Annotated in this window: 20 protein-coding genes; 13 read left to right on the forward strand and 7 right to left on the reverse strand. The window is 60.2% G+C overall.

Features of this window, described 5'->3' with window-relative positions:
* Positions 1–12 precede the first annotated feature (12 nt).
* Both AACY11_RS18210 and AACY11_RS18215 read right to left on the reverse strand, forming a co-directional pair.
* Entirely contained in the window at positions 13–867 is an 855-nt protein-coding gene (locus AACY11_RS18210; RefSeq protein ID WP_339464684.1) for a sulfurtransferase, read from the reverse strand.
* A 31-nt stretch (positions 868–898) separates the two neighbouring features.
* Positions 899–1,570 carry a TetR/AcrR family transcriptional regulator gene (locus tag AACY11_RS18215; protein ID WP_221732406.1) on the reverse strand — a complete coding sequence of 224 codons (672 nt, stop codon included), beginning with the start codon at positions 1,568–1,570 and terminating at the stop codon, positions 899–901.
* A gap of 146 nt (positions 1,571–1,716) precedes the next feature.
* Here AACY11_RS18215 and AACY11_RS18220 point away from each other — a divergent pair, with 146 nt between their 5' ends.
* The 5 genes from AACY11_RS18220 (at position 1,717) to AACY11_RS18240 (ending at position 6,387) form a co-directional block, all read left to right on the forward strand.
* Complete coding sequence (locus AACY11_RS18220; protein ID WP_339495462.1) at positions 1,717–3,147, forward strand: coniferyl aldehyde dehydrogenase; 1,431 nt, start codon at positions 1,717–1,719, stop codon at positions 3,145–3,147.
* Between the two features lie 32 nt (positions 3,148–3,179).
* On the forward strand, positions 3,180–3,725 hold the full coding sequence (locus AACY11_RS18225) for a twin-arginine translocation pathway signal protein (protein WP_339495463.1): 546 nt from the start codon (positions 3,180–3,182) through the stop codon (positions 3,723–3,725).
* Positions 3,726–3,842: 117 nt separating this feature from the next.
* Positions 3,843–5,438, forward strand: a complete 1,596-nt coding sequence (locus AACY11_RS18230) for a GMC family oxidoreductase (protein WP_339495464.1) — start codon at positions 3,843–3,845, stop codon at positions 5,436–5,438.
* 115 nt (positions 5,439–5,553) lie between these two features.
* Positions 5,554–6,033 carry a pantetheine-phosphate adenylyltransferase gene (gene coaD / locus AACY11_RS18235; protein ID WP_221732410.1) on the forward strand — a complete coding sequence of 160 codons (480 nt, stop codon included), beginning with the start codon at positions 5,554–5,556 and terminating at the stop codon, positions 6,031–6,033.
* Positions 6,034–6,135: 102 nt separating this feature from the next.
* The gene (locus AACY11_RS18240) at positions 6,136–6,387 is read left to right on the forward strand and encodes a YfhL family 4Fe-4S dicluster ferredoxin (RefSeq protein ID WP_221732411.1); all 252 of its coding nucleotides are present in this window, start codon (positions 6,136–6,138) and stop codon (positions 6,385–6,387) included.
* A 122-nt stretch (positions 6,388–6,509) separates the two neighbouring features.
* Here AACY11_RS18240 and AACY11_RS18245 read toward each other — a convergent pair whose 3' ends face one another.
* The 3 genes from AACY11_RS18245 to AACY11_RS18255 form a co-directional block, all read right to left on the reverse strand.
* On the reverse strand, positions 6,510–6,842 hold the full coding sequence (locus tag AACY11_RS18245; RefSeq protein WP_339495465.1) for a multidrug transporter: 333 nt from the start codon (positions 6,840–6,842) through the stop codon (positions 6,510–6,512).
* Positions 6,843–6,911: 69 nt separating this feature from the next.
* Positions 6,912–7,724, reverse strand: coding sequence for a bifunctional DNA-formamidopyrimidine glycosylase/DNA-(apurinic or apyrimidinic site) lyase (mutM, locus tag AACY11_RS18250; RefSeq protein ID WP_339495466.1), 813 nt, complete (start codon positions 7,722–7,724; stop codon positions 6,912–6,914).
* A gap of 12 nt (positions 7,725–7,736) precedes the next feature.
* Entirely contained in the window at positions 7,737–8,549 is an 813-nt protein-coding gene (locus AACY11_RS18255; protein WP_339495477.1) for an HDOD domain-containing protein, read from the reverse strand.
* 300 nt (positions 8,550–8,849) lie between these two features.
* On the opposite strand from AACY11_RS18255, the gene AACY11_RS18260 reads away from it, so the two are divergent.
* From AACY11_RS18260 to ilvD, 5 genes are all read left to right on the forward strand, one after another.
* A complete protein-coding gene (locus AACY11_RS18260; RefSeq protein ID WP_339430370.1) occupies positions 8,850–10,046 on the forward strand; it encodes a class I SAM-dependent rRNA methyltransferase in 1,197 nt (398 codons plus the stop codon).
* 453 nt (positions 10,047–10,499) lie between these two features.
* Positions 10,500–11,573: a SagB family peptide dehydrogenase gene (locus AACY11_RS18265; protein WP_339495478.1), complete on the forward strand. Its 1,074-nt coding sequence runs from the start codon at positions 10,500–10,502 to the stop codon at positions 11,571–11,573.
* A complete protein-coding gene (locus AACY11_RS18270) occupies positions 11,570–12,547 on the forward strand; it encodes a diiron oxygenase (RefSeq protein WP_339430371.1) in 978 nt (325 codons plus the stop codon). Before AACY11_RS18265 ends, AACY11_RS18270 begins: the two co-directional genes overlap by 4 nt.
* Positions 12,540–13,772 (forward strand): MFS transporter, encoded by a 1,233-nt coding sequence (locus tag AACY11_RS18275; RefSeq protein ID WP_339430372.1) that lies wholly within the window; start codon positions 12,540–12,542, stop codon positions 13,770–13,772. Before AACY11_RS18270 ends, AACY11_RS18275 begins: the two co-directional genes overlap by 8 nt.
* A gap of 258 nt (positions 13,773–14,030) precedes the next feature.
* Entirely contained in the window at positions 14,031–15,872 is a 1,842-nt protein-coding gene (gene ilvD / locus AACY11_RS18280) for a dihydroxy-acid dehydratase (RefSeq protein WP_339430373.1), read from the forward strand.
* A 137-nt stretch (positions 15,873–16,009) separates the two neighbouring features.
* On the opposite strand, the gene AACY11_RS18285 is transcribed toward ilvD, so the two are convergent.
* Complete coding sequence (locus AACY11_RS18285; protein ID WP_339430374.1) at positions 16,010–17,071, reverse strand: haloacid dehalogenase-like hydrolase; 1,062 nt, start codon at positions 17,069–17,071, stop codon at positions 16,010–16,012.
* Between the two features lie 239 nt (positions 17,072–17,310).
* On the opposite strand from AACY11_RS18285, the gene AACY11_RS18290 reads away from it, so the two are divergent.
* Positions 17,311–18,702: an L-cystine transporter gene (locus AACY11_RS18290; RefSeq protein WP_339495467.1), complete on the forward strand. Its 1,392-nt coding sequence runs from the start codon at positions 17,311–17,313 to the stop codon at positions 18,700–18,702.
* Positions 18,703–18,801: 99 nt separating this feature from the next.
* On the opposite strand, the gene AACY11_RS18295 is transcribed toward AACY11_RS18290, so the two are convergent.
* On the reverse strand, positions 18,802–19,314 hold the full coding sequence (locus AACY11_RS18295; protein WP_339430376.1) for a dihydrofolate reductase: 513 nt from the start codon (positions 19,312–19,314) through the stop codon (positions 18,802–18,804).
* 85 nt (positions 19,315–19,399) lie between these two features.
* On the opposite strand from AACY11_RS18295, the gene AACY11_RS18300 reads away from it, so the two are divergent.
* Together AACY11_RS18300 and AACY11_RS18305 are read left to right on the forward strand one after the other, a co-directional pair.
* A complete protein-coding gene (locus AACY11_RS18300; protein ID WP_339495468.1) occupies positions 19,400–20,773 on the forward strand; it encodes a DUF2868 domain-containing protein in 1,374 nt (457 codons plus the stop codon).
* The gene (locus tag AACY11_RS18305) at positions 20,766–22,142 is read left to right on the forward strand and encodes a GTPase/DUF3482 domain-containing protein (protein ID WP_339495469.1); all 1,377 of its coding nucleotides are present in this window, start codon (positions 20,766–20,768) and stop codon (positions 22,140–22,142) included. The genes AACY11_RS18300 and AACY11_RS18305 overlap by 8 nt, the downstream gene beginning before the upstream one ends.
* Positions 22,143–22,232 lie beyond the last annotated feature (90 nt).

Consider the following 22,232-nt stretch of genomic DNA (forward strand, 5'->3'; position numbering starts at 1 on the left):
AGGGCGTGGTAATTACTCGCCGGTAGCGATTCCACGCGAAGGCTCGTTGATCCACTCGCTCCACGAACCGGCATACAACGCCCCCAACGGATAACCCGCCAGGCACAGCGCGAACAGGTTGTGACACGCCGTCACGCCCGAGCCGCAATACGCGACCAGTGCCGACGGCGAACGCTCGCCAAGTCTGGCGGCAAAGCGCTGCTTGAGTTGATCGGCCGGCAGGAATCGACCGTCACCACCCAGGTTGTCGGTAAACGCCGCACATTGCGCGCCGGGAATGTGCCCGGCAATCGGGTCGATAGGCTCGACTTCACCCTTGAAACGCGGCAAGGCCCGGGCGTCAAGAAGGGTCAGCGTCGGTTGACCGAGCCGCTGCTGCAATTGCTCGGCGCTGAGCAGCAAGGTCGTGTCCGGCTGGCCGCTGAAACTGCCACGGACAGTGGTCGGTGCATCCAGGCTCAGCGGCAGACCCGCCGCGTGCCAGGCCTTGAGCCCGCCATCGAGAATGAACACGCCATCACGCTTGCCCAGCCACGCCAGCAACCACCACGCTCGGGCCGCATAGGCACCCGGGCCGTCGTCGTACAAAACCACGTCGCTGTCAGCGTTGATGCCCCAGGCTTGCAGACGCTCGACCAGCGCCGCAGGCGCAGGCAACGGATGCCGGCCCGTCACACCCTTGACCACTTTGCCGCTGAGGTCACGCTCAAGATCGGCGAAACTCGCTCCGGCAATGTGCCCCTCGGCGTAGCTGCGCTGACCGTAGTCCGGGTCATCGAGGGCAAAACGACAATCGAGAATCACCAGCCCCGGCTGCTCCTTGCGGACATCCAGTGCGGTAGGGCTGATCAGTTGCGCAATCGACATAACGGGCTCCTGTGGAATTCGACAGAACGGTTTACTTCACGTCCTCAAGGGCCTGGGCCAGCGGTACGTAGAATTCTTCGAACAGCGCATTGACCTGATCGCGCGCCTGCTCGGTGACAAACCCGGCTTCCAGCACCAACACCTGATACACGCCACGTTTGATGGCTTGCTCGCTGAGGTGGTTGGAGTTCTCACGGGTGGTGCACAGAAAGCGTACCCAGGACGTCAGGATGATCCAGGCATTGAGGGTCAGCGATTCAATCTGCACACGGTCCATGTCGAGGATCCCGGCGGCCACGAAACCCTCGTAGATCGCCGCGCCTTGAATCACGCAGCGCTGGGAAAAGCGTCGATAACGGGCCGCCAGTTCCGGATCGCTGTCGAGCAAATGCTCAAGATCGCGGTGCAGAAAACGGTAACGCCACATCGCCGACAGCAGCTCCTTGAGATAGAAGCGCTTGTCTTCGACCGTCGCGGCGCGTCCCTGAGGTGGGCGCAGGAAGCTGTCCACAAGGCTTTCGTACTCACTGAACAACACGGCGATGATCGCCTGCTTGTTGGGGAAGTGGTAGTACAGGTTGCCCGGAGAAATCTCCATGTGAGCAGCAATATGATTGGTGCTGATGCTGCGCTCGCCCTGTTGATTGAACAGTTCGAGGCTGTTCAGCACGATACGCTCGCTGGTTTTTATTCGTGGGGCCATGGCTTGAGCTTTAGTTCAGAGTGCGGTGACGGGCATCTTACGACCTATCCGGAAATGGATAAAACAAAGCTGCACAAGGAAGCCATTTGACTTTCTAGAGTATAGGCTCTAAAAATTGCCCCATTACAATAATTCCGGAGCCCACTATGACTGCCGATATAGCCTACCTGCAAACGCTGCAACAGCCACTGGAAGCGCTTGATCGGCAGTTCAACGCGCAACGGGTCGCGTATGCCGCCAACCCGATGCCGCCTGCTGCCCAGCGCCAGCAATGGCTCAAGGCCCTGCGCGATGTGCTGAGCGATGAACGTCAGGCCTTGATCGAGGCGATCAGTGCCGACTTCAGCCACCGCAGCGCCGACGAGACCCTGCTGGCCGAATTGATGCCCAGCCTGCACGGCATTCACTACGCCAGCCGCCACCTCAAGGGCTGGATGAAAGCCTCGCGGCGCAAGGTCGGCCTGGCCTTCCAGCCCGCCTCGGCGAAAGTCGTGTATCAGCCGCTGGGCGTGATTGGCGTCATCGTGCCGTGGAATTACCCGCTGTATCTGGCCATCGGCCCGTTGGTCGGCGCACTGGCGGCGGGCAACCGGGTGATGCTCAAACTCAGCGAATCGACGCCGGCCACCGGGCTGTTGCTCAAGGCATTGCTGGCGCGAATCTTCCCCGAGGATCTGGTGTGCGTGGTGCTCGGCGAAGCAGATATCGGCGTGGCGTTTTCCCGTTTGCGCTTTGATCATCTGCTGTTTACCGGCGCCACCAGCATCGGCAAGCAGGTGATGCGCGCGGCAGCGCAAAACCTCACCCCGGTCACCCTGGAACTGGGCGGCAAGTCCCCGGCCATTGTCTCCCGTGACGTACCGTTGAAGGATGCGGCCGAACGCATTGCCTTCGGCAAAACCCTCAACGCCGGCCAGACCTGCGTGGCCCCGGATTACGTGCTGGTGCCGCAAGACCGCGTCGGCGCGTTCGTCGAAGCCTATCGCCAGGCCGTGCAGGGCTTTTATCCAACCCTCGCCGACAACCCGGACTACACCGCAATCATCAACGATCGCCAATTGGCGCGGCTCAACGGATACATCAGCGATGCCACCAGTAAGGGCGCCCTGTTGATTCCGTTGTTCGACCAAGGCCAGGGTCGCCGCATGCCACACAGCGTGCTGCTCAATGTCAGCGACGAGATGACCGTGATGCAGGACGAAATTTTCGGGCCGTTGCTGCCGATCGTGCCGTATCAGGATCTGGAGCAGGCATTGGCTTACATCAATCAGCGGCCACGACCTCTGGCTCTTTACTACTTTGGCTACGACAAACGCGAACAGAACCGCGTGCTGCACGAAACCCATTCGGGTGGTGTGTGCCTGAACGACACCTTGCTGCATGTGGCTCAGGATGACATGCCATTCGGCGGCATCGGCGCTTCGGGCATGGGTCACTACCACGGTCGCGAAGGCTTTCTGACGTTCAGCAAAGCCAAAGGCGTACTGATCAAACAGCGTTTCAACGCCGCCAGACTGATTTACCCACCGTACGGAAAATCCATTCAGAAACTGATTCAGAAGCTGTTCATCCGCTAATCATTCGTCATCGCCGCCGGGTAATAAAAACAATGCACCCAAGCCTGACTGAAACACCTGCCCTGTCGCGCCGTGGCCTGCTGAAATTCAGCCTCGGCGCCACCGCGTTTCTCGCCACTGCCGGGCTCGGCGCCAGCCTCAGTGGTTGTTCGTCGAGCGTCCCGGCCCAGGGTTTCACTGTTTTGCGCGATGGCGATCTCTTGTTTCTGCGCGCATTGATTCCGGTAATGCTCGACGGCGCCGTGGCCGTCGAGAAGACGCCCGGCGCGGTCGACGGCACGCTCCAGTCGCTGGACTACAGCCTCGATCACCTGTCGCCGGAAATGCTCAAGCTCACCCGGCAGTTGTTCGACGTGCTGGGCATGGCCGTGACGCGCGGGCCCCTCACCGGCATCTGGGGCAGTTGGGAAAACGCCAGCCCTGAAGCAATGCGCCACTTCCTCGACCGGTGGAAAAACAGCGCGTTGAGCCTGTTGCGCATGGGCCACAGCTCGCTTCAGCAAATGGTGATGATGGCCTGGTACACCCGCGCCGAGTCCTGGGCGCATTGCGGTTATCCCGGCCCGCCGACTGTCTGAACCCAAGACGCGCCCTTCGCGGGCAAGCCCGCTGCCACCGAGGACTGCATTTCAATGTGCAAGCGAGCTTGCTCGCGAAGGGGCCCGCTGGAACAACAAAAACAAGAGAGCCTGAACATGCCAGTACCCGACCCGTTCCGCGAAGGCCTCGCCCGAGGCTGGAAAACCTACAACGGCGCACAACTCACGGAAGACCTGACCCTCGAAACCGATGTCGCGATCATCGGCAGCGGCGCTGGCGGTGGTACCACGGCAGAAATCCTCAGCGCCGCCGGCTATAAAGTGTTGCTGATCGAAGAAGGCCCGCTGAAAACCAGTTCCGATTTCAAAATGCTTGAAGACAAGGCCTACAGCAGCCTCTATCAGGAAGGCATTGGCCGCATGAGCAAGGACGGTGCGATCACTATCCTGCAAGGCCGGGCGGTCGGCGGTACCACGCTGATCAACTGGACATCGAGCTTTCGCACCCCAGAACCGACCCTCGAACATTGGGCCAAAGAACACAGCGTCAAAGGCCACAGTCCGACCGAGATGGCGCCATGGTTCGAAAAAATGGAACAGCGTCTCGGCGTCGCTCCGTGGCTGATTCCGCCCAACGCCAACAACGACGTGATCCGTAAAGGCTGTGAACAGCTCGGTTATAGCTGGCACGTTATTCCACGCAACGTGCGCGGCTGCTGGAACCTCGGTTACTGCGGCATGGGCTGCCCGACCAACGCCAAGCAATCGATGATGGTCACGACCATTCCGGCCACCCTGGAAAAGGGCGGAGAGCTGCTTTATCTGGCCCGCGTGCAAAAGCTGTTGATCACCGGCGACAAGGTTTTCGCCCTGCAATGCGTCGCCATGGACGAGCGTTGCGTCGAACCGACCGGGCGCTCCATCACGGTCAAGGCACGGCATTACGTGCTCGCCGGCGGCGGCATCAACAGTCCGGCGCTGCTGCTGCGTTCAGACGCGCCAGACCCACACAAAACCTTGGGCAAACGCACATTCCTGCATTTGGTGAACATGTCCGCCGGGCGCTTCGATGACGTCATCAACCCGTTCTACGGCGCGCCGCAGTCGATTTATTCCGACCATTTCCAGTGGAAGGACGGCGTCACCGGCCCCATGGGCTACAAACTCGAAGTGCCGCCGCTGCAACCGGCGCTCGCGGCCACCCTGCTCGGCGGTTTTGGTCAGGACAACGCGCAGCGCATGGCCGATCTGCCACATACCCACGTCACGCTGGCGCTGCTTCGCGATGGGTTTCACCCCGACAGCAGCGGCGGCAACGTAGAGCTGCGGGGCGACGGCTCGCCAGTGCTCGACTATCAAGTTTCGCCCTATGCCTGGGAGGGGTTGCGCCGGGCCTTCCACAGCATGGCCGAGATCCAGTTCGCCGGGGGCGCCAAAGCGGTGATGCCGATGCACGCCGACGCGCGTTATGTGAAGACCCTGGCCGAGGCCCGTACGTTGATCGATGGCTTGCGCCTTGAGCTGTATCGCACACGGTTGGGCAGCGCCCACGTCATGGGCGGCTGTGCGATGGGCGAAGAGCCGAAAACCGCCGTCGCCGATAGCCTTGGCCGTCATCATCAGCTCACCAATCTGTCGATTCACGACGGCTCGCTGTTCCCCACCAGCATCGGCGCCAACCCGCAGTTGTCGGTATACGGGCTGACGGCACAATTGGCGACGTCCCTCGCCGATCGACTGAAAAACCCATGAAAAACCGGATCATTCCCATCGTCTATAGTGCTTTCTTACCCAACAGGCGACTTGGCCGACCGGGACGGCTGCGATACCATCCGACTCCCCAACGGACTCCCGCCAGGACGACGCGATGAACCGAGTGTTGTACCCAGGTACCTTCGACCCTATTACCAAGGGCCATGGCGATCTGGTCGAACGCGCCTCGCGCCTGTTCGACCATGTGATCATTGCTGTCGCTGCCAGCCCGAAGAAGAACCCGCTGTTCCCGCTGGAACAACGGGTCGAACTGGCTCGCGAGGTCACCAAACACCTGCCGAACGTAGAAGTGGTCGGCTTCTCGACGTTGCTGGCGCATTTCGCCAAAGAGAAGAACGCCAATGTGTTCCTGCGTGGTTTGCGTGCGGTGTCGGACTTCGAATACGAATTCCAGCTGGCCAACATGAACCGTCAATTGGCCCCGGATGTGGAGAGCCTGTTTCTCACCCCGTCCGAGCGTTATTCATTCATTTCTTCGACGCTGGTGCGCGAAATCGCCGCGTTGGGCGGCGATATCAGCAAGTTCGTCCACCCAGCCGTGGCAGACGCCCTGACCCTGCGCTTCAAGAAGTAACGACCGTTCAAACGGCGCCCGCGTGCACTGCGGGCGCCAATGCGGCACAATTGCGCGCATTGATTTATAGCGCCCGGGCCTGCCGCCCCGGCTGGAGTGAGCATGTCCCTGATCATCACCGACGATTGCATCAACTGCGACGTCTGCGAACCCGAGTGCCCAAACGCCGCGATTTCCCAAGGCGAGGAGATCTACGTGATCGACCCGAACCTGTGCACCCAGTGCGTTGGCCACTACGACGAACCGCAGTGCCAGCAGGTTTGCCCGGTGGATTGCATTCCACTGGACGAAGCCCATCCTGAAACTCAAGAACAGTTGATGGAGAAGTACAACAAGATCACCGGCAAGGCCTGATCTGACCGCTTTGTAGCGTTTCTTCGGGCCTCTTCGCGAGCTAGCCCGCTCCCGCACTGGAATGCATTCCAAAAGTGAGAGCGGGCTTGCTCGCGAAAGGACCATCAACAACCGCGCTGAATTCAGAACACCTCACTCGCGCTGCTCAACCCCCCCCCCGTACACCCCAGACACCGCACAAACGCCGCTTTTGCCGGATCAACCACCAACGCCTGCCCTGCATCGCCTATCCCGCCACCCAGCGCGGTAAACGGCAACGACACAACAAACACGCCCGCCCCGATGACCGTCGCCACGACCAACAAAGGTCGGGCAATCAGCAAGTCGCCGATCATGGCGTAGGCCGGTGGGTTCTGGAGGGTGTAGCGCGGATCACCGCTGCCGTTTTCCGTGGCTTGAACAGCCAGGCTGGAACACAGCAGCAATGCGACAAGGAGCACTTGCGAGGATTTCATGGCACGATCCTTCGGGCTGAACAGTGAGACAACTCACTATAGACCGTGGGATTTTTTCAGCTTCCTGCTTCAGGTCTGGCAGCGCGGACAGAAAACACTGGCACGCTGACCAAGCTTCACTTCACGCAGCCCGGTGCCGCAGACCTTGCAGTGTTCACCGCCGCGACCATAGACAAACAGTTCCTGCTGGAAATAGCCCGGCTGCCCGTCACCGCCGATGAAATCGCGCAACGTGGTACCGCCACGTTCGATGGCGGCGGCGAGGATGCGTTTGATCTCGATCGCCAGTTTCAGATAACGTCGACGGGAAATGCCACCGGCCTCGCGGCGCGGGTCGATCCCTGCGGCAAACAGCGCTTCGGTCGCGTAAATATTGCCGACCCCGACCACCACCGCGTTGTCCATGATGAACGGCTTGACCGCCATCGAACGCCCGCGTGACAACTGGAACAGCCGCTCGCCATCGAACAGATCGGTCAAGGGCTCAGGCCCGAGACGAATCAGCAACTCGTGATTGAGCGGATCGTTGCTCCACAGCATCGCGCCGAAACGCCGTGGATCGGTGTAGCGCAAGGCCAGGCCCGACTCAAGCTCGATATCGACATGCTCGTGCTTGAGCGCCGGCAAACCGACCTCGACCAGGCGCAAATTGCCTGACATGCCCAAATGGCTGATCAACGTGCCGACTTCGGCATTGATCAGCAGATACTTGGCCCGCCGCTCGACCAACACGATGCGCTGCCCGGACAGGCGCACATCGAGGTCTTCGGGAATCGGCCAGCGCAGCCGGCGGTCACGCACGATCACCCGGCTGACGCGCTGGCCCTCCAGGTGCGGGGCAATGCCCCGGCGGGTGGTTTCGACTTCGGGCAGTTCAGGCATGGTGTCCTCGAATCAACGCGCGCCGAGGTCGCGGATCGTTTGTTTGAGCGTTTCGAAGTCGTAGTCCGACAGCCCCATGTAATCGAGAATCATCGGACCGATGCTTTCCCACTCGTAGTCTTCGGTCTGGTTGCCCAGCACCCGGTACGAAGCGCAGATGTGCTCGGCCATCTTGAGGATCGCCAGCAGGTTTTTCATCTGATTGTAGTGCGACGACTCATCCCTGAAGATCGCCAAGGCATTGTGGTGATTGGCGATTGACGCGCTGACATGCTCCGGCAGACGCCAGGATTTGGCGGTGTAATAACCGACCACCGCATGATTGGTGTTGAACTCTCTGTTTTCAGTGTCCACCACCCGACATTCGGCACTGGCATTGGCGTAAGCCTTTTCCAGTACCGACATGTAATGGGGGAAGCGCTGCAGCATCAACGGCACACCGCAATCGTGAAACAGGCCCAAGGCATAGGCCTCGTCACTGGCCTGAATGCCGATGCGCTTGGCCAGCGTCAGGCAAGTCATCGCCACATCCTGGGCGGTATCCCAGAAACGATTGAGCGTGACGATGGTGTCGTCGTTCAGCTCGCCCTTGATCGACTGCGCGTTGATCAGATTGACGATCGAACGGCTGCCCAGCAGATTCACCGCGCGCTGGATCGAAGTGATCTTGTTGCTCAAGCCGTAATACGGCGAGTTGACAATTTTCAGCAGCGAGCCGGACAGGCCGGGATCCTGGGAGATCAGTCTGGCGATCACCTCCAGGTCCGGATCGGGCATGTACTGCTCCATTTGCAGATCCACCATGATCTGCGGCTGCGCGGGCACGCTGATGCCTTGCAGGGATTGTTGAATCTGTTCGGTGGTCAGCTCTTGGGACATAAGTACACACTCTGGGACAGGCGGCGATTCTAACGCTTAAAAACCGCAAGACGACACCTCGGTGGGCATTTGTCAGGAACTTTCATTCAAGCCCTGGCTTCGGACTTTTTGATACCGACCGGATAATCGAAACCCGCTCGGTGGCAAATTCGCGGCTCTCGAAGGCGCATCGGCGTTTCATCGCTCATCAAACCCGACATAACTCGCAACACGGTATACTCCCGCTCTTTTTTCCGGAGCGACGTCATGTCCCTGCCTAGCTTGCGCCTCAAAGCCAACGCCGACCGTCGCCTGCGCGCCGGTCACTTGTGGGTCTACAGCAACGAAATCGACGTGACCGCCACGCCACTGCATGGCTTCAATGCCGGCGATCAGGCCATCCTCGAAGCGGCGGGTGGCAAGCCGCTGGGCATCGTGGCAATGAGCCCGAACAACCTGATCTGCGCCCGACTGCTGTCGCGCGACATCAAGGTAGCACTGGACAAATCGCTGCTGGTGCACCGCCTGAACGTGGCTCTGTCCCTGCGCGAGCGTCTGTTCGACAAGCCGTTCTATCGGTTGGTCTACGGCGATTCCGACCTGCTCCCAGGCCTGGTGGTCGACCGTTTCGGCGACATCCTGGTCGTGCAGATCGCCTCGGCGACCATGGAAGCGCATAAAGAGGACGTGATCGCCGCACTGACTCAAGTGCTCAAGCCAAGCGGCATTCTGTTCAAGAACGACTCCGCCGCCCGTGACGCCGAAGGCCTCAACCGCTACGTCGAAACGGTATTCGGCCTGGTGCCGGAGTGGGTGGCACTGGAAGAGAACGGCGTGAAGTTCGAAGCCCCGGTCATTCAAGGCCAGAAAACCGGCTGGTTCTACGATCACCGCATGAACCGCGCACGCCTGGCGCCTTACGCCAAAGGCAAACGCGTCCTCGACCTCTATAGCTACATCGGTGGCTGGGGCGTGCAGGCTGCAGCGTTCGGCGCCAGCGAAGTGTTCTGCGTCGATGCCTCGGCCTTTGCCCTTGACGGTGTCGAGCGCAACGCCGCGTTGAACGGCTTCGCCGACAAAATGACCTGCATCGAAGGTGACGTTTTCGAAGCCTTGAAAGAGCTCAAGGCCAGTGAAGAACGCTTCGACGTGATCGTGGCCGACCCGCCGGCGTTCATCAAACGCAAGAAAGACATGAAAAACGGTGAAGGCGCCTACCGTCGCCTGAACGAACAAGCCATGCGCCTGCTCAACAAGGACGGCATCCTGGTCAGCGCTTCGTGCTCGATGCACCTGCCGGAAGATGACCTGCAAAACATCCTGCTGACCAGTGCACGTCACCTGGATCGCAACATCCAGTTGCTGGAGCGCGGCGGCCAAGGCCCGGATCACCCGGTACACCCGGCGATCAACGAAACCCGCTACATCAAGAGCATCACCTGCCGCCTGCTGCCTAACAGCTGATCAATGCGGATGACGGGGAGCCAGCAGGCTCCCCGTTTGCTTTACGCCTGCCCCTGGCGAACTCTGCGTCACCTCTACGTCAACAATCACGACTTCCTACACGGACTTTCCTACTAACGTGAAGGATATTTCCTTACGCCCTTAAATTATTGAAAAACACCCTACAAAGTCCAACTCCAGCTAAAGATAGTTCCGACAAAATTACTGGAACATTCCTACTTAATATCCACTTGCCAATATTCCATTACAAACTATTATGAAGTTGTCACCACGAGGTGACTTCAACTATCAACGAACAAGGAGTTCACATCATGAAAAGCATTTCTCTGGAAACCAACAAAATCGCAAACCTGGCTTTTCTGGTTGCACCTAAAGCCCGCTAAGTGAGTCAGGACGCCGTGGAGTGCCGGCAACGCGGCGTCCTTTCGACTTTATCCAGAGTGAATGAATACCATGCACATATACCCTTATCTATTTATATTGCCGCGCTCGCCCGGACTAATAGTATGGAACTACAAAGACCACACCCAACATGAACTTGACCTGAACTATTCAACCCGCCTCGCCCAACTAATAAGCAACCCCAACCTCTTCGACCCACACAACATAATAGACACGCAACTATTAAGCGCGGGCATTCTAACCGTTTCAAAAATAGACAACCCGCCATGGGGTTGGGATGAACTGTCGAAGATCTATCACATCGGCACTCAAAACATTCCCTGCGAACACAGCCCGCAGAATATTCATGAGTGGTCCAGGCTATATCTGGCGCACTGCAACGAAGTATTGGCCACCCCGGCTCCCGCAACAGACCGGCCCATGCATGTGGCCGGACAGCGCATCGCTTTGCCCCTCCCGCGCAGTTTGAACGACGACAGCCTGAGTAACGCACTGCTCCAGCGCAAAACCTGTCGCTCCTACACCGGCGCAGCGATGACGCTCGATGACGTCGGCACCCTGCTTTACCTTTCTCTCGGTTACCTCCATGAGCGCGACCTCAATCGCGACGACAGCATTGCCCAAGACCTTGGCGCACGCCGCAGCAGTCCGTCCGGTGGTGGCCTGAATGCATGCGAAGGGTTTCTGCTGGTGCGCAACGTCGACGACCTGGAGCCCGGCATTTACGCCTACCACCCTGCCGAACACACCATTAGCCGGGTCAATCCCTTGCCTCAACCGGCGCTGGGCGACTTGCTGGGCGGCCAGCACTTCATCAACAACCTGCCGCTGGGATTGTTCATCACCGCTCGATTCGATCGGCTCTGGTGGAAGTACGAGCACTCACGCGCCTATCGCATGGCATTCATTGAGGCGGGTCATCTGTCGCAGACCTTTCAACTGATCGCCACAGCACTGGGTCTCAACACCTGGTTGACCGGTGCATTTGCCGACAAGCAGGTCGAAACGCTCCTCAAAATCGAGGGAAGCGCTGAACAACCTTTGTTCTTTGTTGGCTGCGGAGAAAGCGACGGACAGGTGATGTGCCAGGAAATGCGTGATCTCTTGCGCGAGGTACAAGCATGACCCTCCCTATCCCGGATTCGAACGAAGTACCGGTGTCATGGGCGCTTAAATTCACCCTGGGGGATTGGGACAGCCGCGCCTCGGTACGCAGCAGTACCCACGACTATCAATTGCCGGACGACGTGCTGCAGCAACTGCAAACCCGCTACTGGTTTCCACCGGCCTTTTTGCCTTATCTGGCCCACCCGGCCATCGAGGCCGCCGGACGCGAAGTGCAACACCGACTGACGGCCAACCATCTGGTGCACTTTCTCGATTACACCACCCTGCTCGAACATCGCATCGTCAATCGCGCGGTTGAGGTCATCGTTCATCGGGAACTGCCTATCTACGTGCCTCTGCCAATGAAACACGCGGCGCTGCAACTTTATACCGACGAGGGCTACCACGCGTTGTTCTCCAATCGTCTCGCGGAGCAGATCGCCGGGTTCTACGGGATGAGCGCACGTCCGGCGATTCCGAAGCGGATCACTCGCATGAACGCACTGATCGCCCGCACCCCGCAGAAGCACCGTGCACTGGCATGGCTTCTGCTTGGCTTCGTCTCGGAGACCATCATTGCCCGGGAGCTGCTGGACGTCTGTCGCGACAGTCTGGTGTCCAGCGTGAACGACATGCTGCGCGATCACCTGGCCGACGAAGCCCGCCACAGCCGCTACTTTGCCGAAGTGTTCCATTACTTCTGGCTTTCGATGAACAGTCGCCAGCGCACGTTTGCAAGCAGAACGCTGCTGGAGATCATCGGGCTTTTCTTCGAGGTCGACGAACGCTGGCTGCAACAGAGCCTGCGCGGTGCGGGCATTGCCGACAGCGACGTGATGGACATTGTCGCCAGCATGGCAACGGTGCAGGCCAACCGCGCGCGCGCACGTTCAGGCTCCATCGCTACGCTGGATGCACTGCGCAAGGCCGGATTTTTCGCAACGCCCCATAACCAGACACTTTTTGCCAAGGCAGGACTGATCGATGGATAACGGAAAGTACGCGGTAATCACACGCCAGCGTCGCGGGGCTGTCGGCCTTTTACTGGCCATGGTGCTGCTGGGCGTGTTTCCACTGGATGTCCTGCTTCCATCATTTCCGGCACTGGCGGCGCATTTCCGCAGCACACCGGCGGACATCGCGCTTTCAATCAGTCTGTTCGCCGTGGGCATCGCATTTGCCCAGTTGTTGATCGGCCCGCTATCCGATGTGATCGGACGCAAGGGCTTGTTGCTCGCCGGTATGAGCGTATCGATGCTCGGCGCCCTCGGTTGCGTGTTGACCGGCGACTACACGCTGTTCCTGATATTCCGGGTGGTGCAGGCACTGGGTTGCGGCTGTTTTGTGCTGTCCCAGGCACTGGTACAGGACCTGTTCGAAGGCGAGGAGCGTGATCGCTTGCGTATTCTGATGGTCACCGCCACCGGGATTTTTATCTCCGTGTCGCCGCTGGCCGGCACCTTTCTGCAAGCCACCCTCGGCTGGCGCGGCAGTTTCGGGGTGTTCATCGCGCTGTCCGCCACGGTGCTGATCAAGGCATGGCTGTTTCTGGAGAACACTCGCCCTGTCGTCAGCGGCACGCACCCGGGTTTCCTCAAGGCCTATCGACGGGTGCTGGGAGATTTCGACTTTGTCGGCTACTGGCTGATTTCAGCCTTCGCATTCGCCTGTCATTTCTCCTTTATCGTGATTTCCCCACTGATCTTCATGGATCAACTGCAACTGTCGGCCTATGACTTTTCGCTGATCCTGCTGGTGTACGGCGCTGCGTATGTCGTCGGTGGCATCATCGCCACCGTACTGAACCGACGCATCACGCCGGGCCGGCAGATCATCACCGGGCTGAGTCTGATCCTGCTGTCAGGTTTGGTGATGCTTTATCTGGCGGCCAACCATGCACTGGCCCCAGCCACCGTTCTGATTCCGATGCTGATCTGCACGGCCGGCACCACCATCGCACGACCGGCAGCCACCTCGCGGGCCATGGGCCTGTTTCCCGAAAACGCCGGCACGTCGGCTTCGGCTGGCAGCACGATCATTTTCATTTGCGGCGGAATAATCAGTGCATTGATCAGCCTGAGCCCGGCCAACCTGCAATCCACGCTGGGTTACTGCTTTGTTTTGCTCAGTGGCGTGGCTCTGGCGTTGAACAGGGGGGTGAGCCGCCGCGCCAACATGCTCAAGATCAACACGACCGCGCAACCGGATGGCGAATAATCCTGCCAGTCGTCATCCCGCAACCGCCGCTGGCACTGCAACAACACTTTGCGCCATTCCCTCCAGACGCCAGCGGTGTAGAATCGCCAGATTCATCGCCATTCATCCCCCGGCGGGTTTATGAGCTCAGGCTGAGACCAGCGGCGATCCCGCAACGTCATCGGCCACTTCCAGACACACGGCCATTACCGGGTGTTCCAGACGTCAATAGAAGCTCACTTCCCCTTTGATACCTGATTAGCCGCCCGGAGTGCTTCAATGCCTGATTACCGTTCGAAAACATCCACCCACGGCCGCAACATGGCCGGCGCCCGCGCACTGTGGCGCGCCACCGGGATGAAAGATGACGACTTCAAAAAGCCGATCATCGCCATTGCCAACTCGTTCACCCAGTTCGTGCCGGGCCACGTGCACCTCAAAGACCTGGGCCAACTGGTCGCTCGCGAGATCGAACGCGCCGGTGGCGTAGCGAAAGAATTCAACACCATCGCGGTGGATGACGGTATCGCCATGGGTCACGACGGCATGCTCTATTCGCTGCCGAGCCGTGAAATCATCGCCGACTCCGTCGAATACATGGTCAACGCCCACTGTGCCGACGCCATCGTGTGCATTTCCAACTGCGACAAGATCACCCCGGGCATGCTGATGGCCGCCCTGCGCCTGAACATTCCGGTGATCTTCGTTTCCGGCGGCCCGATGGAAGCCGGCAAAACCAAACTCGCGTCCCACGGCCTCGACCTCGTCGACGCCATGGTGATTGCCGCCGACTCCAGCGCTTCTGACGAGAAGGTTGCCGAGTACGAGCGCAGCGCCTGTCCGACCTGCGGTTCCTGCTCCGGCATGTTTACCGCCAACTCGATGAACTGCCTGGTGGAAGCCCTGGGCCTGGCATTGCCGGGCAACGGTTCGACCCTGGCCACCCACAGCGATCGCGAACAACTGTTCCTGCAGGCCGGCCGGACCATCGTCGAGTTGTGCAAGCGTTACTACGGCGACAACGATGAGGCGGTATTGCCGCGCAACATCGCCAACTTCAAGGCGTTCGAGAACGCGATGATGCTCGACATCGCCATGGGCGGTTCGACCAACACCATCCTGCACTTGCTGGCAGCCGCTCAGGAAGCCGAGATCGATTTCGACCTGCGCGACATCGATCGTCTTTCGCGCAGCGTTCCACAACTGTGCAAAGTTGCGCCGAACATCCAGAAGTACCACATGGAAGACGTGCACCGCGCCGGCGGTATCTTCAGCATCCTCGGTTCTCTGGCCCGTGGCGGCCTGTTGCACACCGATCTGCCGACCGTACACAGCCGCAGCATGGAAGAAGCCATCGCCAAGTGGGACATCACCCAGACCACCGATGAGGCCGTGCACCACTTCTTCAAGGCAGGCCCGGCGGGCATTCCAACCCAGACTGCGTTCAGCCAGTCGACCCGTTGGGAAACCCTGGATGACGACCGTGAAAATGGCTGCATCCGCAGTTTCGAACACGCCTACTCGAAAGAGGGTGGCCTGGCCGTGCTGTACGGCAACATCGCGATGGACGGCTGCGTGGTGAAAACCGCCGGTGTCGACGAGTCGATCCATGTGTTTGAAGGCAACGCGAAGATCTTCGAAAGCCAGGACAGCGCCGTGCGCGGCATCCTCGCCGACGAAGTGAAAGAAGGCGACATCGTCATCATTCGCTACGAAGGTCCGAAAGGCGGCCCGGGCATGCAGGAAATGCTCTACCCGACCTCGTACCTGAAATCCAAAGGCCTGGGCAAAGCCTGCGCCTTGCTCACCGACGGCCGATTCTCCGGCGGCACTTCGGGCCTGTCCATCGGCCACGCTTCGCCAGAAGCCGCTGCTGGCGGTGCGATCGGTCTGGTGCGCGATGGTGACAAAGTGCTGATCGACATTCCGAACCGCTCGATCAATCTGTTGGTCAGCGACGAAGAACTGGCGGCTCGCCGGGTCGAGCAGGACAAGAAAGGCTGGAAACCTGTGGAAGTGCGTCCACGCAAAGTGACCACCGCGCTCAAGGCTTACGCCCTGCTGGCGACCAGTGCCGACAAAGGTGCTGTGCGTAACAAGGCGATGCTTGACGGGCTGTAAGCGTCAATCGCAGGAACAAAAATGCCTCGCCAAGTGCGAGGCATTTTTTTGTCTGGCCAGATTCCCCAGACACTGAAGATCAAAACTGTGGGACTGTCAGTGCACCCGGAATCCGGGCGCCCACAGAAGATCGGGGCTTACTGGATGTCTTCGGGTTTGACGATCACCCAGTTCTTGTCTGCCGTCACCGGCAACCCTTCCTTGGCCTGCGCCGCAGCGTGCTTGGCCATCATGCCGTTCAACTGCGTCATGTATTTGTCTTTGCGGTTGATCCACAAGTGAATGCCGCCCTTGGCCACGTCGACATCGTGGAACAGCATGTAACCGTCACTGGTAGGGGTGTCGCCGCCCACCAATACCGGTTTTTTCCACTCGTCGATGTAAGTCAGAATGGCGGCGTGCTTGCCGGCCATCCACGTCGCCGGGGTCCACAGGTATGGCGTCAGTTCGAGGCCGAGGTTGGCCTTCTCGTCATATTTGCCGGCGGTGATCTGCTTGCGCGCGGTGGTCAGTTCGTTGGTCTCGCGGTTCTTCAGCATCGTCGTCACGCCAATCACGTTCTGTGGTTTGACGTTGTAGCCGTACTTCGGATCGGCGGCGACCATGCGCACCAGTTCTTCAGACGCGGCGGTCATCACATAGACCTCGATGCCGTTCTCCATCAGCTTGTTGTAGAGCTCTTGCTGCCCGGTGAAGATTTTCGGCGGATTGACGTCGAGCGTCTTGACCACATCGCCGTCGTAATAAGTCGCCGGCACGGGTTTGCCCGAAGCCATCAGCTCATCGACGTAGCCTTTGAGTTCCTTGAGGGTGAAGCCGGAGAACACCTGCGCCACCCACGGGTAGCAGACCATGTCGTCGACTTCGCAGAGGCGATAGTAGTAACTGAACAGGCTTTCCTTGTGGTCGGCGGTGTCCTTGAACGGAATCAGTTTCAGGGAGGGGTCGAGTTTGTCGCGGGTGATCAGGCCCTTGTTTTCCATGAACGGCAACAAGGACTCTTCCAGGTCATAGCGGTAACTGGTGTTGTCCATGTCGAACACCGCGTAGTTACCTTTGTTGGCATTGGCGGCAATCATCGCGTCCAGCGCCTTGGCCTGATCGGCTGGCCAGTGTTTCAAATCGGTGGCGAATGCCTGACCGGCCAGGCCCAACCCCACAGTCAGTGCGACAGCCAGAAATTTCGGTGCAAACTTCATAAGCCCTTCTCCCTGATCAAAGAGACCGACGGTAACAAATAAGTGTGACCGTTTTCATCTGTCAGCGACCGTCCACGTCTCCATCACGCCAGATGCATTCCCCAGAGCGACGCCTACTTATTCCAAAAGCGACTATTACCCTGCGTTTTCGGTATTAATTCATTTGAAATCAAACTGTTAGGCTTGCCGGTTCGCAGCAGCCCCGCAAGGCTGCTGGCAAAGTCTTTCCTGGAGTTCTCATGAATCTACCGTTGATTCTCAACCTGCTGGTGTTCCTCGCCCTGCTCTTGGGTCTGGCACAAACCCGCCGCACCCATTGGAGCCTGGCGAAAAAAGTCCTGCTCGCGCTGGTGCTCGGTGTCACGTTCGGTATAGCTCTGCACGCCGTTTACGGGACGGGCAATCCAGTGCTGAAAGCCTCGATTGGCTGGTTCGATCTGGTCGGCAACGGTTACGTGCAGTTGCTGCAAATGATCGTCATCCCGCTGGTGTTCGCTTCGATCCTCAGCGCGGTGGCCCGCCTGCACAACGCCTCGTCGCTGGGCAAGATCAGTTTCCTGACCATCGGCACGCTGCTGTTCACCACCGCGATTGCGGCGCTGGTCGGTATCGGCCTGACCAACCTGTTCGGCCTCAGCGCCGAAGGTCTGGTGGCCGGCACCCAGGAAATGGCCCGTCTGCAAACCATTCAGACCGACTACGCCGGCAAGGTCGCCGAACTGAATGTGCCGCAACTGCTGCTGTCGTTCATCCCGCAGAACCCGTTCGCCGATCTGGCGCGGGCCAAACCGACTTCAATCATCAGCGTGGTGATTTTCGCCGCGTTCCTTGGTGTCGCCGCGCTGCAACTGCTCAAGGATGACGTCGAGAAAGGTCAGAAAGTGATCAACGCCATCGACACCCTGCAAGCCTGGGTGATGCGCCTGGTGCGCCTGGTGATGAAGCTGACCCCGTACGGTGTACTGGCGCTGATGACCAAAGTGGTGGCTGGCTCCAACCTGCAAGACATCATCAAACTCGGCAGTTTCGTGGCGGTGTCGTACCTCGGTCTGGGCCTGATGTTCGTCGTTCATGGCCTGCTGGTGTCGGCGGCCGGGATCAACCCGCTGCGTTTCTTCCGCAAGATCTGGCCGGTGCTGACGTTTGCATTCACCAGCCGTTCCAGTGCAGCGAGCATTCCGCTGAGCATCGAAGCGCAGACCCGCCGTCTGGGCATTCCACAATCGGTAGCCAGTTTTGCCGCATCGTTCGGCGCGACCATCGGCCAGAACGGCTGCGCAGGCCTGTACCCGGCGATGTTGGCGGTGATGGTAGCGCCGACCGTAGGCATCAACCCGCTGGATCCGCTGTGGATCGCGACGCTGGTGGCGATTGTGACCCTGAGTTCGGCCGGTGTGGCGGGCGTAGGTGGCGGTGCGACGTTTGCCGCGCTGATCGTGCTGCCGGCGATGGGCTTGCCGGTGTCACTGGTGGCCTTGCTGATTTCGGTTGAGCCGCTGATCGACATGGGGCGTACAGCGTTGAACGTGAGTGGAGCAATCACCGCCGGTGCGATTACCAGTCAGGTGATGCAGCAGACCGATAAAGCACTGCTCGATGCCGATGAACATGGGCAGTTGGCACAGGCTTGAGTTGTTCTTTGCCTGACCTGCCCTCTTCCACATTGGATTTGTGTCGATCACAGATCCAATGTGTGTGGGCTTGCTCCGGGCGGCGTTCCGACGAAGCTCTTAAGCTTTTTCCCAGACCTCGAAGGTGTACGCCGGTTTGTCGCCCTCGGCCGCATTCGGCACATTCGACACCAGCTTCCACTGGTTAAGATCGAACGCCGGAAACCACGCATCACCTTCCGGGCTCAGCGCCACACGGGTCAGGTACAGACGATCCGCCTGCGCCAGCCCTTGCGCATACAACTGCGCGCCGCCAATCAGCATCAGTTCATCGACGCCCTGTTCCTTCGCCCATTGCTCGGCGCGAACCACCGCGGCTTCGAGTGATGGATAAACCTCAGCGCCTTCCAACACCAGATCGGCCTGACGACTGACCACGATGTTCAAGCGCCCGGGCAGCGGACGACCGAGGGAATCCCAGGTCTTGCGCCCCATGATGATCGGCTTGCCGAGGGTCGTGGCCTTGAAGTATTTGAAGTCCCCCGGCAGGTGCCAGGGCATGCTGTTATCGACGCCGATCACGCGGTTTTCACCGAGGGCTGCGATCAGGCTTAAGGGGAGTGTTTTAGTCATGCCGGCGAGGATACCAGAGCCTCGCTTGACCCGATAAGCGCCACAGCGGTTATGCTCACGGCTCAATTGAGCGACGGGATGCCGCGTGACACAACTGACTCCACTGCAAAACCTCTGGCTGACCGAAACCATCCGCCTGCGCGAAGAACACGCGGGGCCTCTGGATGATCTGGAAGCCAATCGTCTGGCCCGCGCGGCTGGCGGCGATCTGCCGAGCCGTATTCAACGCCGTGCCTTGTGGCTGGCCGAGCGTGACGGGCTGACCAACGCACTCAAGCACTGGCTGCAAGGCGCGCGTCTGGCGCTGGTGCTGCTGATGATGTTCGCCGTGTTGAGCGGCGCCGGACTGGCCTTCGCCGCGCTTGGGCAAACCCCGGTCAATGTGTTCTGGGCCTTGGGCAGCCTGCTCGGGCTGAATCTGATTCTGCTGCTGAGTTGGGCGACGGGGCTGATTTTTGCCGGCGAACACGGCGCCACCCTCGGGCGCCTGTGGCTATGGCTCAGCGAAAAACTGGCCCGCGATGCCAAAGCCGCGCAACTGGCGCCGGCCCTGCTGCTGATGCTGCAACGCAAGAAACTCAATCGCTGGGCCCTCGGCGCAACGGTCAACGGCCTGTGGCTGCTGGCGATGCTCAGCGCGCTGATGCTGCTGCTGACCCTGATGGCGACCCGGCGCTACGGCTTCGTCTGGGAAACCACGATTCTCAGCGCCGACACGTTCATCAACATGACCCAGGCCCTCGGTTCGCTGCCGGCGCTGCTTGGCTTCAACGTGCCGACGGTCGAGATGATCCGCGCCAGCGGTGCCGGCGCACTGGATATTGAAAGCGCCCGTCAGGCCTGGGCAACGTGGCTGGTCGGCGTGCTGATCATCTACGGCGTGCTGCCGCGTCTGTTGCTGGCGCTTTTCTGTTTTTGGCGCTGGAACAGCGGCAAAGCCTCGCTGCGTCTGGACCTGAACCTGCCCGGCTACGCCCAACTGCGCGAACGCCTGATGCCGACCAGCGAACGCCTGGGCGTCACCGACGCCGCGCCTGAGCAATTGCACCGCGTCGAAAGCAGCGTCAGCGAACACGCCAGCGAAGGCGCATTGCTGGTGGCGATCGAACTCGACGAGCAACGCCCATGGCCGCCGGCGCTGCCGAAAAACGTCAGCAACGCCGGCATCCTCGACAGCCGCGAGTCACGCAACAAACTGCTCGAACAACTCAGCCGCTTCCCCCCGGCACGTCTGGTTATCGCTTGCGATCCACGGCGCTCGCCGGATCGCGGCAGCCTCGCGCTGATCGCCGAACTGGCGCGCAACGCCAGCGCCACCCGCGTCTGGCTGCTGCAAGCTCCGCCCGGTGAAGCGCTGGACGCCGAACGCCTCGGCGACTGGCACATCGCACTGCAACAGTTGGAACTACCCTTTGCTGATTGCGCGCCGTTGAACTGGCTGGAGAACGGTCATGACTGATGCCTTCAAAGCGCCGCTGAAACTCGCCGTGGTCGGCCACACCAACGTTGGCAAGACTTCGCTGTTGCGCACGCTGACCCGCGATGTCGGTTTCGGTGAAGTCTCGCATCGGCCAAGCACCACCCGGCATGTCGAGGGCGCGCGGCTGTCGGTGGACGGCGAGCCGTTGCTCGACCTCTACGACACGCCGGGGCTGGAAGACGCCATCGCCCTGCTGGATTTTCTCGAACGTCTGGAACGCCCCGGCGAACGCCTCGACGGCCCGGCGCGGCTGGCGCGGTTTCTCGACGGCAGCGAGGCGCGCCAGCGTTTCGAACAGGAAGCCAAAGTGTTGCGGCAACTGCTCGCCTCCGACGCCGGTTTGTATGTGATCGACGCCCGCGAGCCGGTGCTGGCCAAGTACCGCGATGAACTGGAAGTGTTGGCCAGTTGCGGCAAACCGCTGCTGCCGGTGCTCAATTTCGTCAGCAGCGCCAACCACCGCGAACCGGATTGGCGTGACGCGTTGGCGCGTCTTGGTCTGCATGCGCTGGTGCGTTTCGACAGCGTGGCGCCGCCCGAGGATGGTGCGCGACGGCTGTATGAAAGCCTCGCCTTGTTGCTGGAAAACGCCCGGCCGCAACTGGAACGCTTGATTGCAGATCAGCAGGCACAGCGACTCGCCCGGCAGCACAGTGCAGCGCGGTTGATTGCCGAATTGCTGATCGACTGCGCCGCGTGCCGCCGCAGCGTGGTCAGCGAAGCCGAGCAGGAACAGCAAGCCATCAGCGAACTGCGCAAGGCTGTGCGCCAGCGCGAACAGAAGTGCGTCGAAGCGCTGCTCAAGCTGTATGCGTTTCGCCCGCAGGATGCGGCGGCGAGTGATCTACCGTTGCTCGATGGCCGCTGGGGCGATGACCTGTTCAACCCGGAAACCTTGAAGCAACTCGGTGTGCGTGTGGGGGGCGGGATCGCTGCCGGGGCAGCCGCCGGGGCTGGCGTGGATTTGCTGGTGGGCGGCATCACCCTCGGCGCGGCGGCATTGGCCGGGGCAATTGCTGGCGGTGCGCTGCAAACGGCGCGCAGTTATGGCAGTCGCTTGCTCGGCAAGATCAAAGGCCAGCGCGAGTTGACGGTGGATGACGCCGTGTTGCGGCTGTTGGCGTTGCGCGAGCGCCAGTTGCTGCTGGCCCTGGATCAGCGCGGGCATGCGGCGCTGGACGCGGTTCAGGTTGCCGCACCGCAGGAAAAAACCTGGCGACAGGGCAAGTTGCCGGAGGCGCTGAGCAAGGCGCGGGCGCATCCGCAATGGTCGTCGCTCAACCCGCATGCGAAGTTGAATCAGGCGCAGCGGCAGGAGCAAATTGAGTCTTTGGCTGAGGATTTGTAGCGCCTGAGCCGGCCTCTTCACGAGCAAGCCCGCTCCCACAGAAAAACGCATTCCCCCGGGCTTGCTCGCGAATGAAGGTCTTGTGACCTG

Origin of the sequence: Pseudomonas sp. RA_105y_Pfl2_P56 (genome assembly GCF_963970845.1) — a bacterium.
GTDB classification, from domain to species: domain Bacteria; phylum Pseudomonadota; class Gammaproteobacteria; order Pseudomonadales; family Pseudomonadaceae; genus Aquipseudomonas; species Aquipseudomonas baetica_A.

Excerpts from the sequence above, each read along its gene's own strand:
- AACY11_RS18210 (WP_339464684.1), bottom strand. The coding sequence starts at position 867 with ATGTCGATTGCGCAACTGATCAGCCCTACCGCACTGGATGTCCGCAAG.
- AACY11_RS18215 (WP_221732406.1), bottom strand. The coding sequence starts at position 1,570 with ATGGCCCCACGAATAAAAACCAGCGAGCGTATCGTGCTGAACAGCCTC.
- AACY11_RS18220 (WP_339495462.1), top strand. The coding sequence starts at position 1,717 with ATGACTGCCGATATAGCCTACCTGCAAACGCTGCAACAGCCACTGGAA.
- AACY11_RS18225 (WP_339495463.1), top strand. The coding sequence starts at position 3,180 with ATGCACCCAAGCCTGACTGAAACACCTGCCCTGTCGCGCCGTGGCCTG.
- AACY11_RS18230 (WP_339495464.1), top strand. The coding sequence starts at position 3,843 with ATGCCAGTACCCGACCCGTTCCGCGAAGGCCTCGCCCGAGGCTGGAAA.
- coaD (WP_221732410.1), top strand. The coding sequence starts at position 5,554 with ATGAACCGAGTGTTGTACCCAGGTACCTTCGACCCTATTACCAAGGGC.
- AACY11_RS18240 (WP_221732411.1), top strand. The coding sequence starts at position 6,136 with ATGTCCCTGATCATCACCGACGATTGCATCAACTGCGACGTCTGCGAA.
- AACY11_RS18245 (WP_339495465.1), bottom strand. The coding sequence starts at position 6,842 with ATGAAATCCTCGCAAGTGCTCCTTGTCGCATTGCTGCTGTGTTCCAGC.
- mutM (WP_339495466.1), bottom strand. The coding sequence starts at position 7,724 with ATGCCTGAACTGCCCGAAGTCGAAACCACCCGCCGGGGCATTGCCCCG.
- AACY11_RS18260 (WP_339430370.1), top strand. The coding sequence starts at position 8,850 with ATGTCCCTGCCTAGCTTGCGCCTCAAAGCCAACGCCGACCGTCGCCTG.
- AACY11_RS18265 (WP_339495478.1), top strand. The coding sequence starts at position 10,500 with ATGCACATATACCCTTATCTATTTATATTGCCGCGCTCGCCCGGACTA.
- AACY11_RS18270 (WP_339430371.1), top strand. The coding sequence starts at position 11,570 with ATGACCCTCCCTATCCCGGATTCGAACGAAGTACCGGTGTCATGGGCG.
- AACY11_RS18275 (WP_339430372.1), top strand. The coding sequence starts at position 12,540 with ATGGATAACGGAAAGTACGCGGTAATCACACGCCAGCGTCGCGGGGCT.
- ilvD (WP_339430373.1), top strand. The coding sequence starts at position 14,031 with ATGCCTGATTACCGTTCGAAAACATCCACCCACGGCCGCAACATGGCC.
- AACY11_RS18285 (WP_339430374.1), bottom strand. The coding sequence starts at position 17,071 with ATGAAGTTTGCACCGAAATTTCTGGCTGTCGCACTGACTGTGGGGTTG.
- AACY11_RS18290 (WP_339495467.1), top strand. The coding sequence starts at position 17,311 with ATGAATCTACCGTTGATTCTCAACCTGCTGGTGTTCCTCGCCCTGCTC.
- AACY11_RS18295 (WP_339430376.1), bottom strand. The coding sequence starts at position 19,314 with ATGACTAAAACACTCCCCTTAAGCCTGATCGCAGCCCTCGGTGAAAAC.
- AACY11_RS18305 (WP_339495469.1), top strand. The coding sequence starts at position 20,766 with ATGACTGATGCCTTCAAAGCGCCGCTGAAACTCGCCGTGGTCGGCCAC.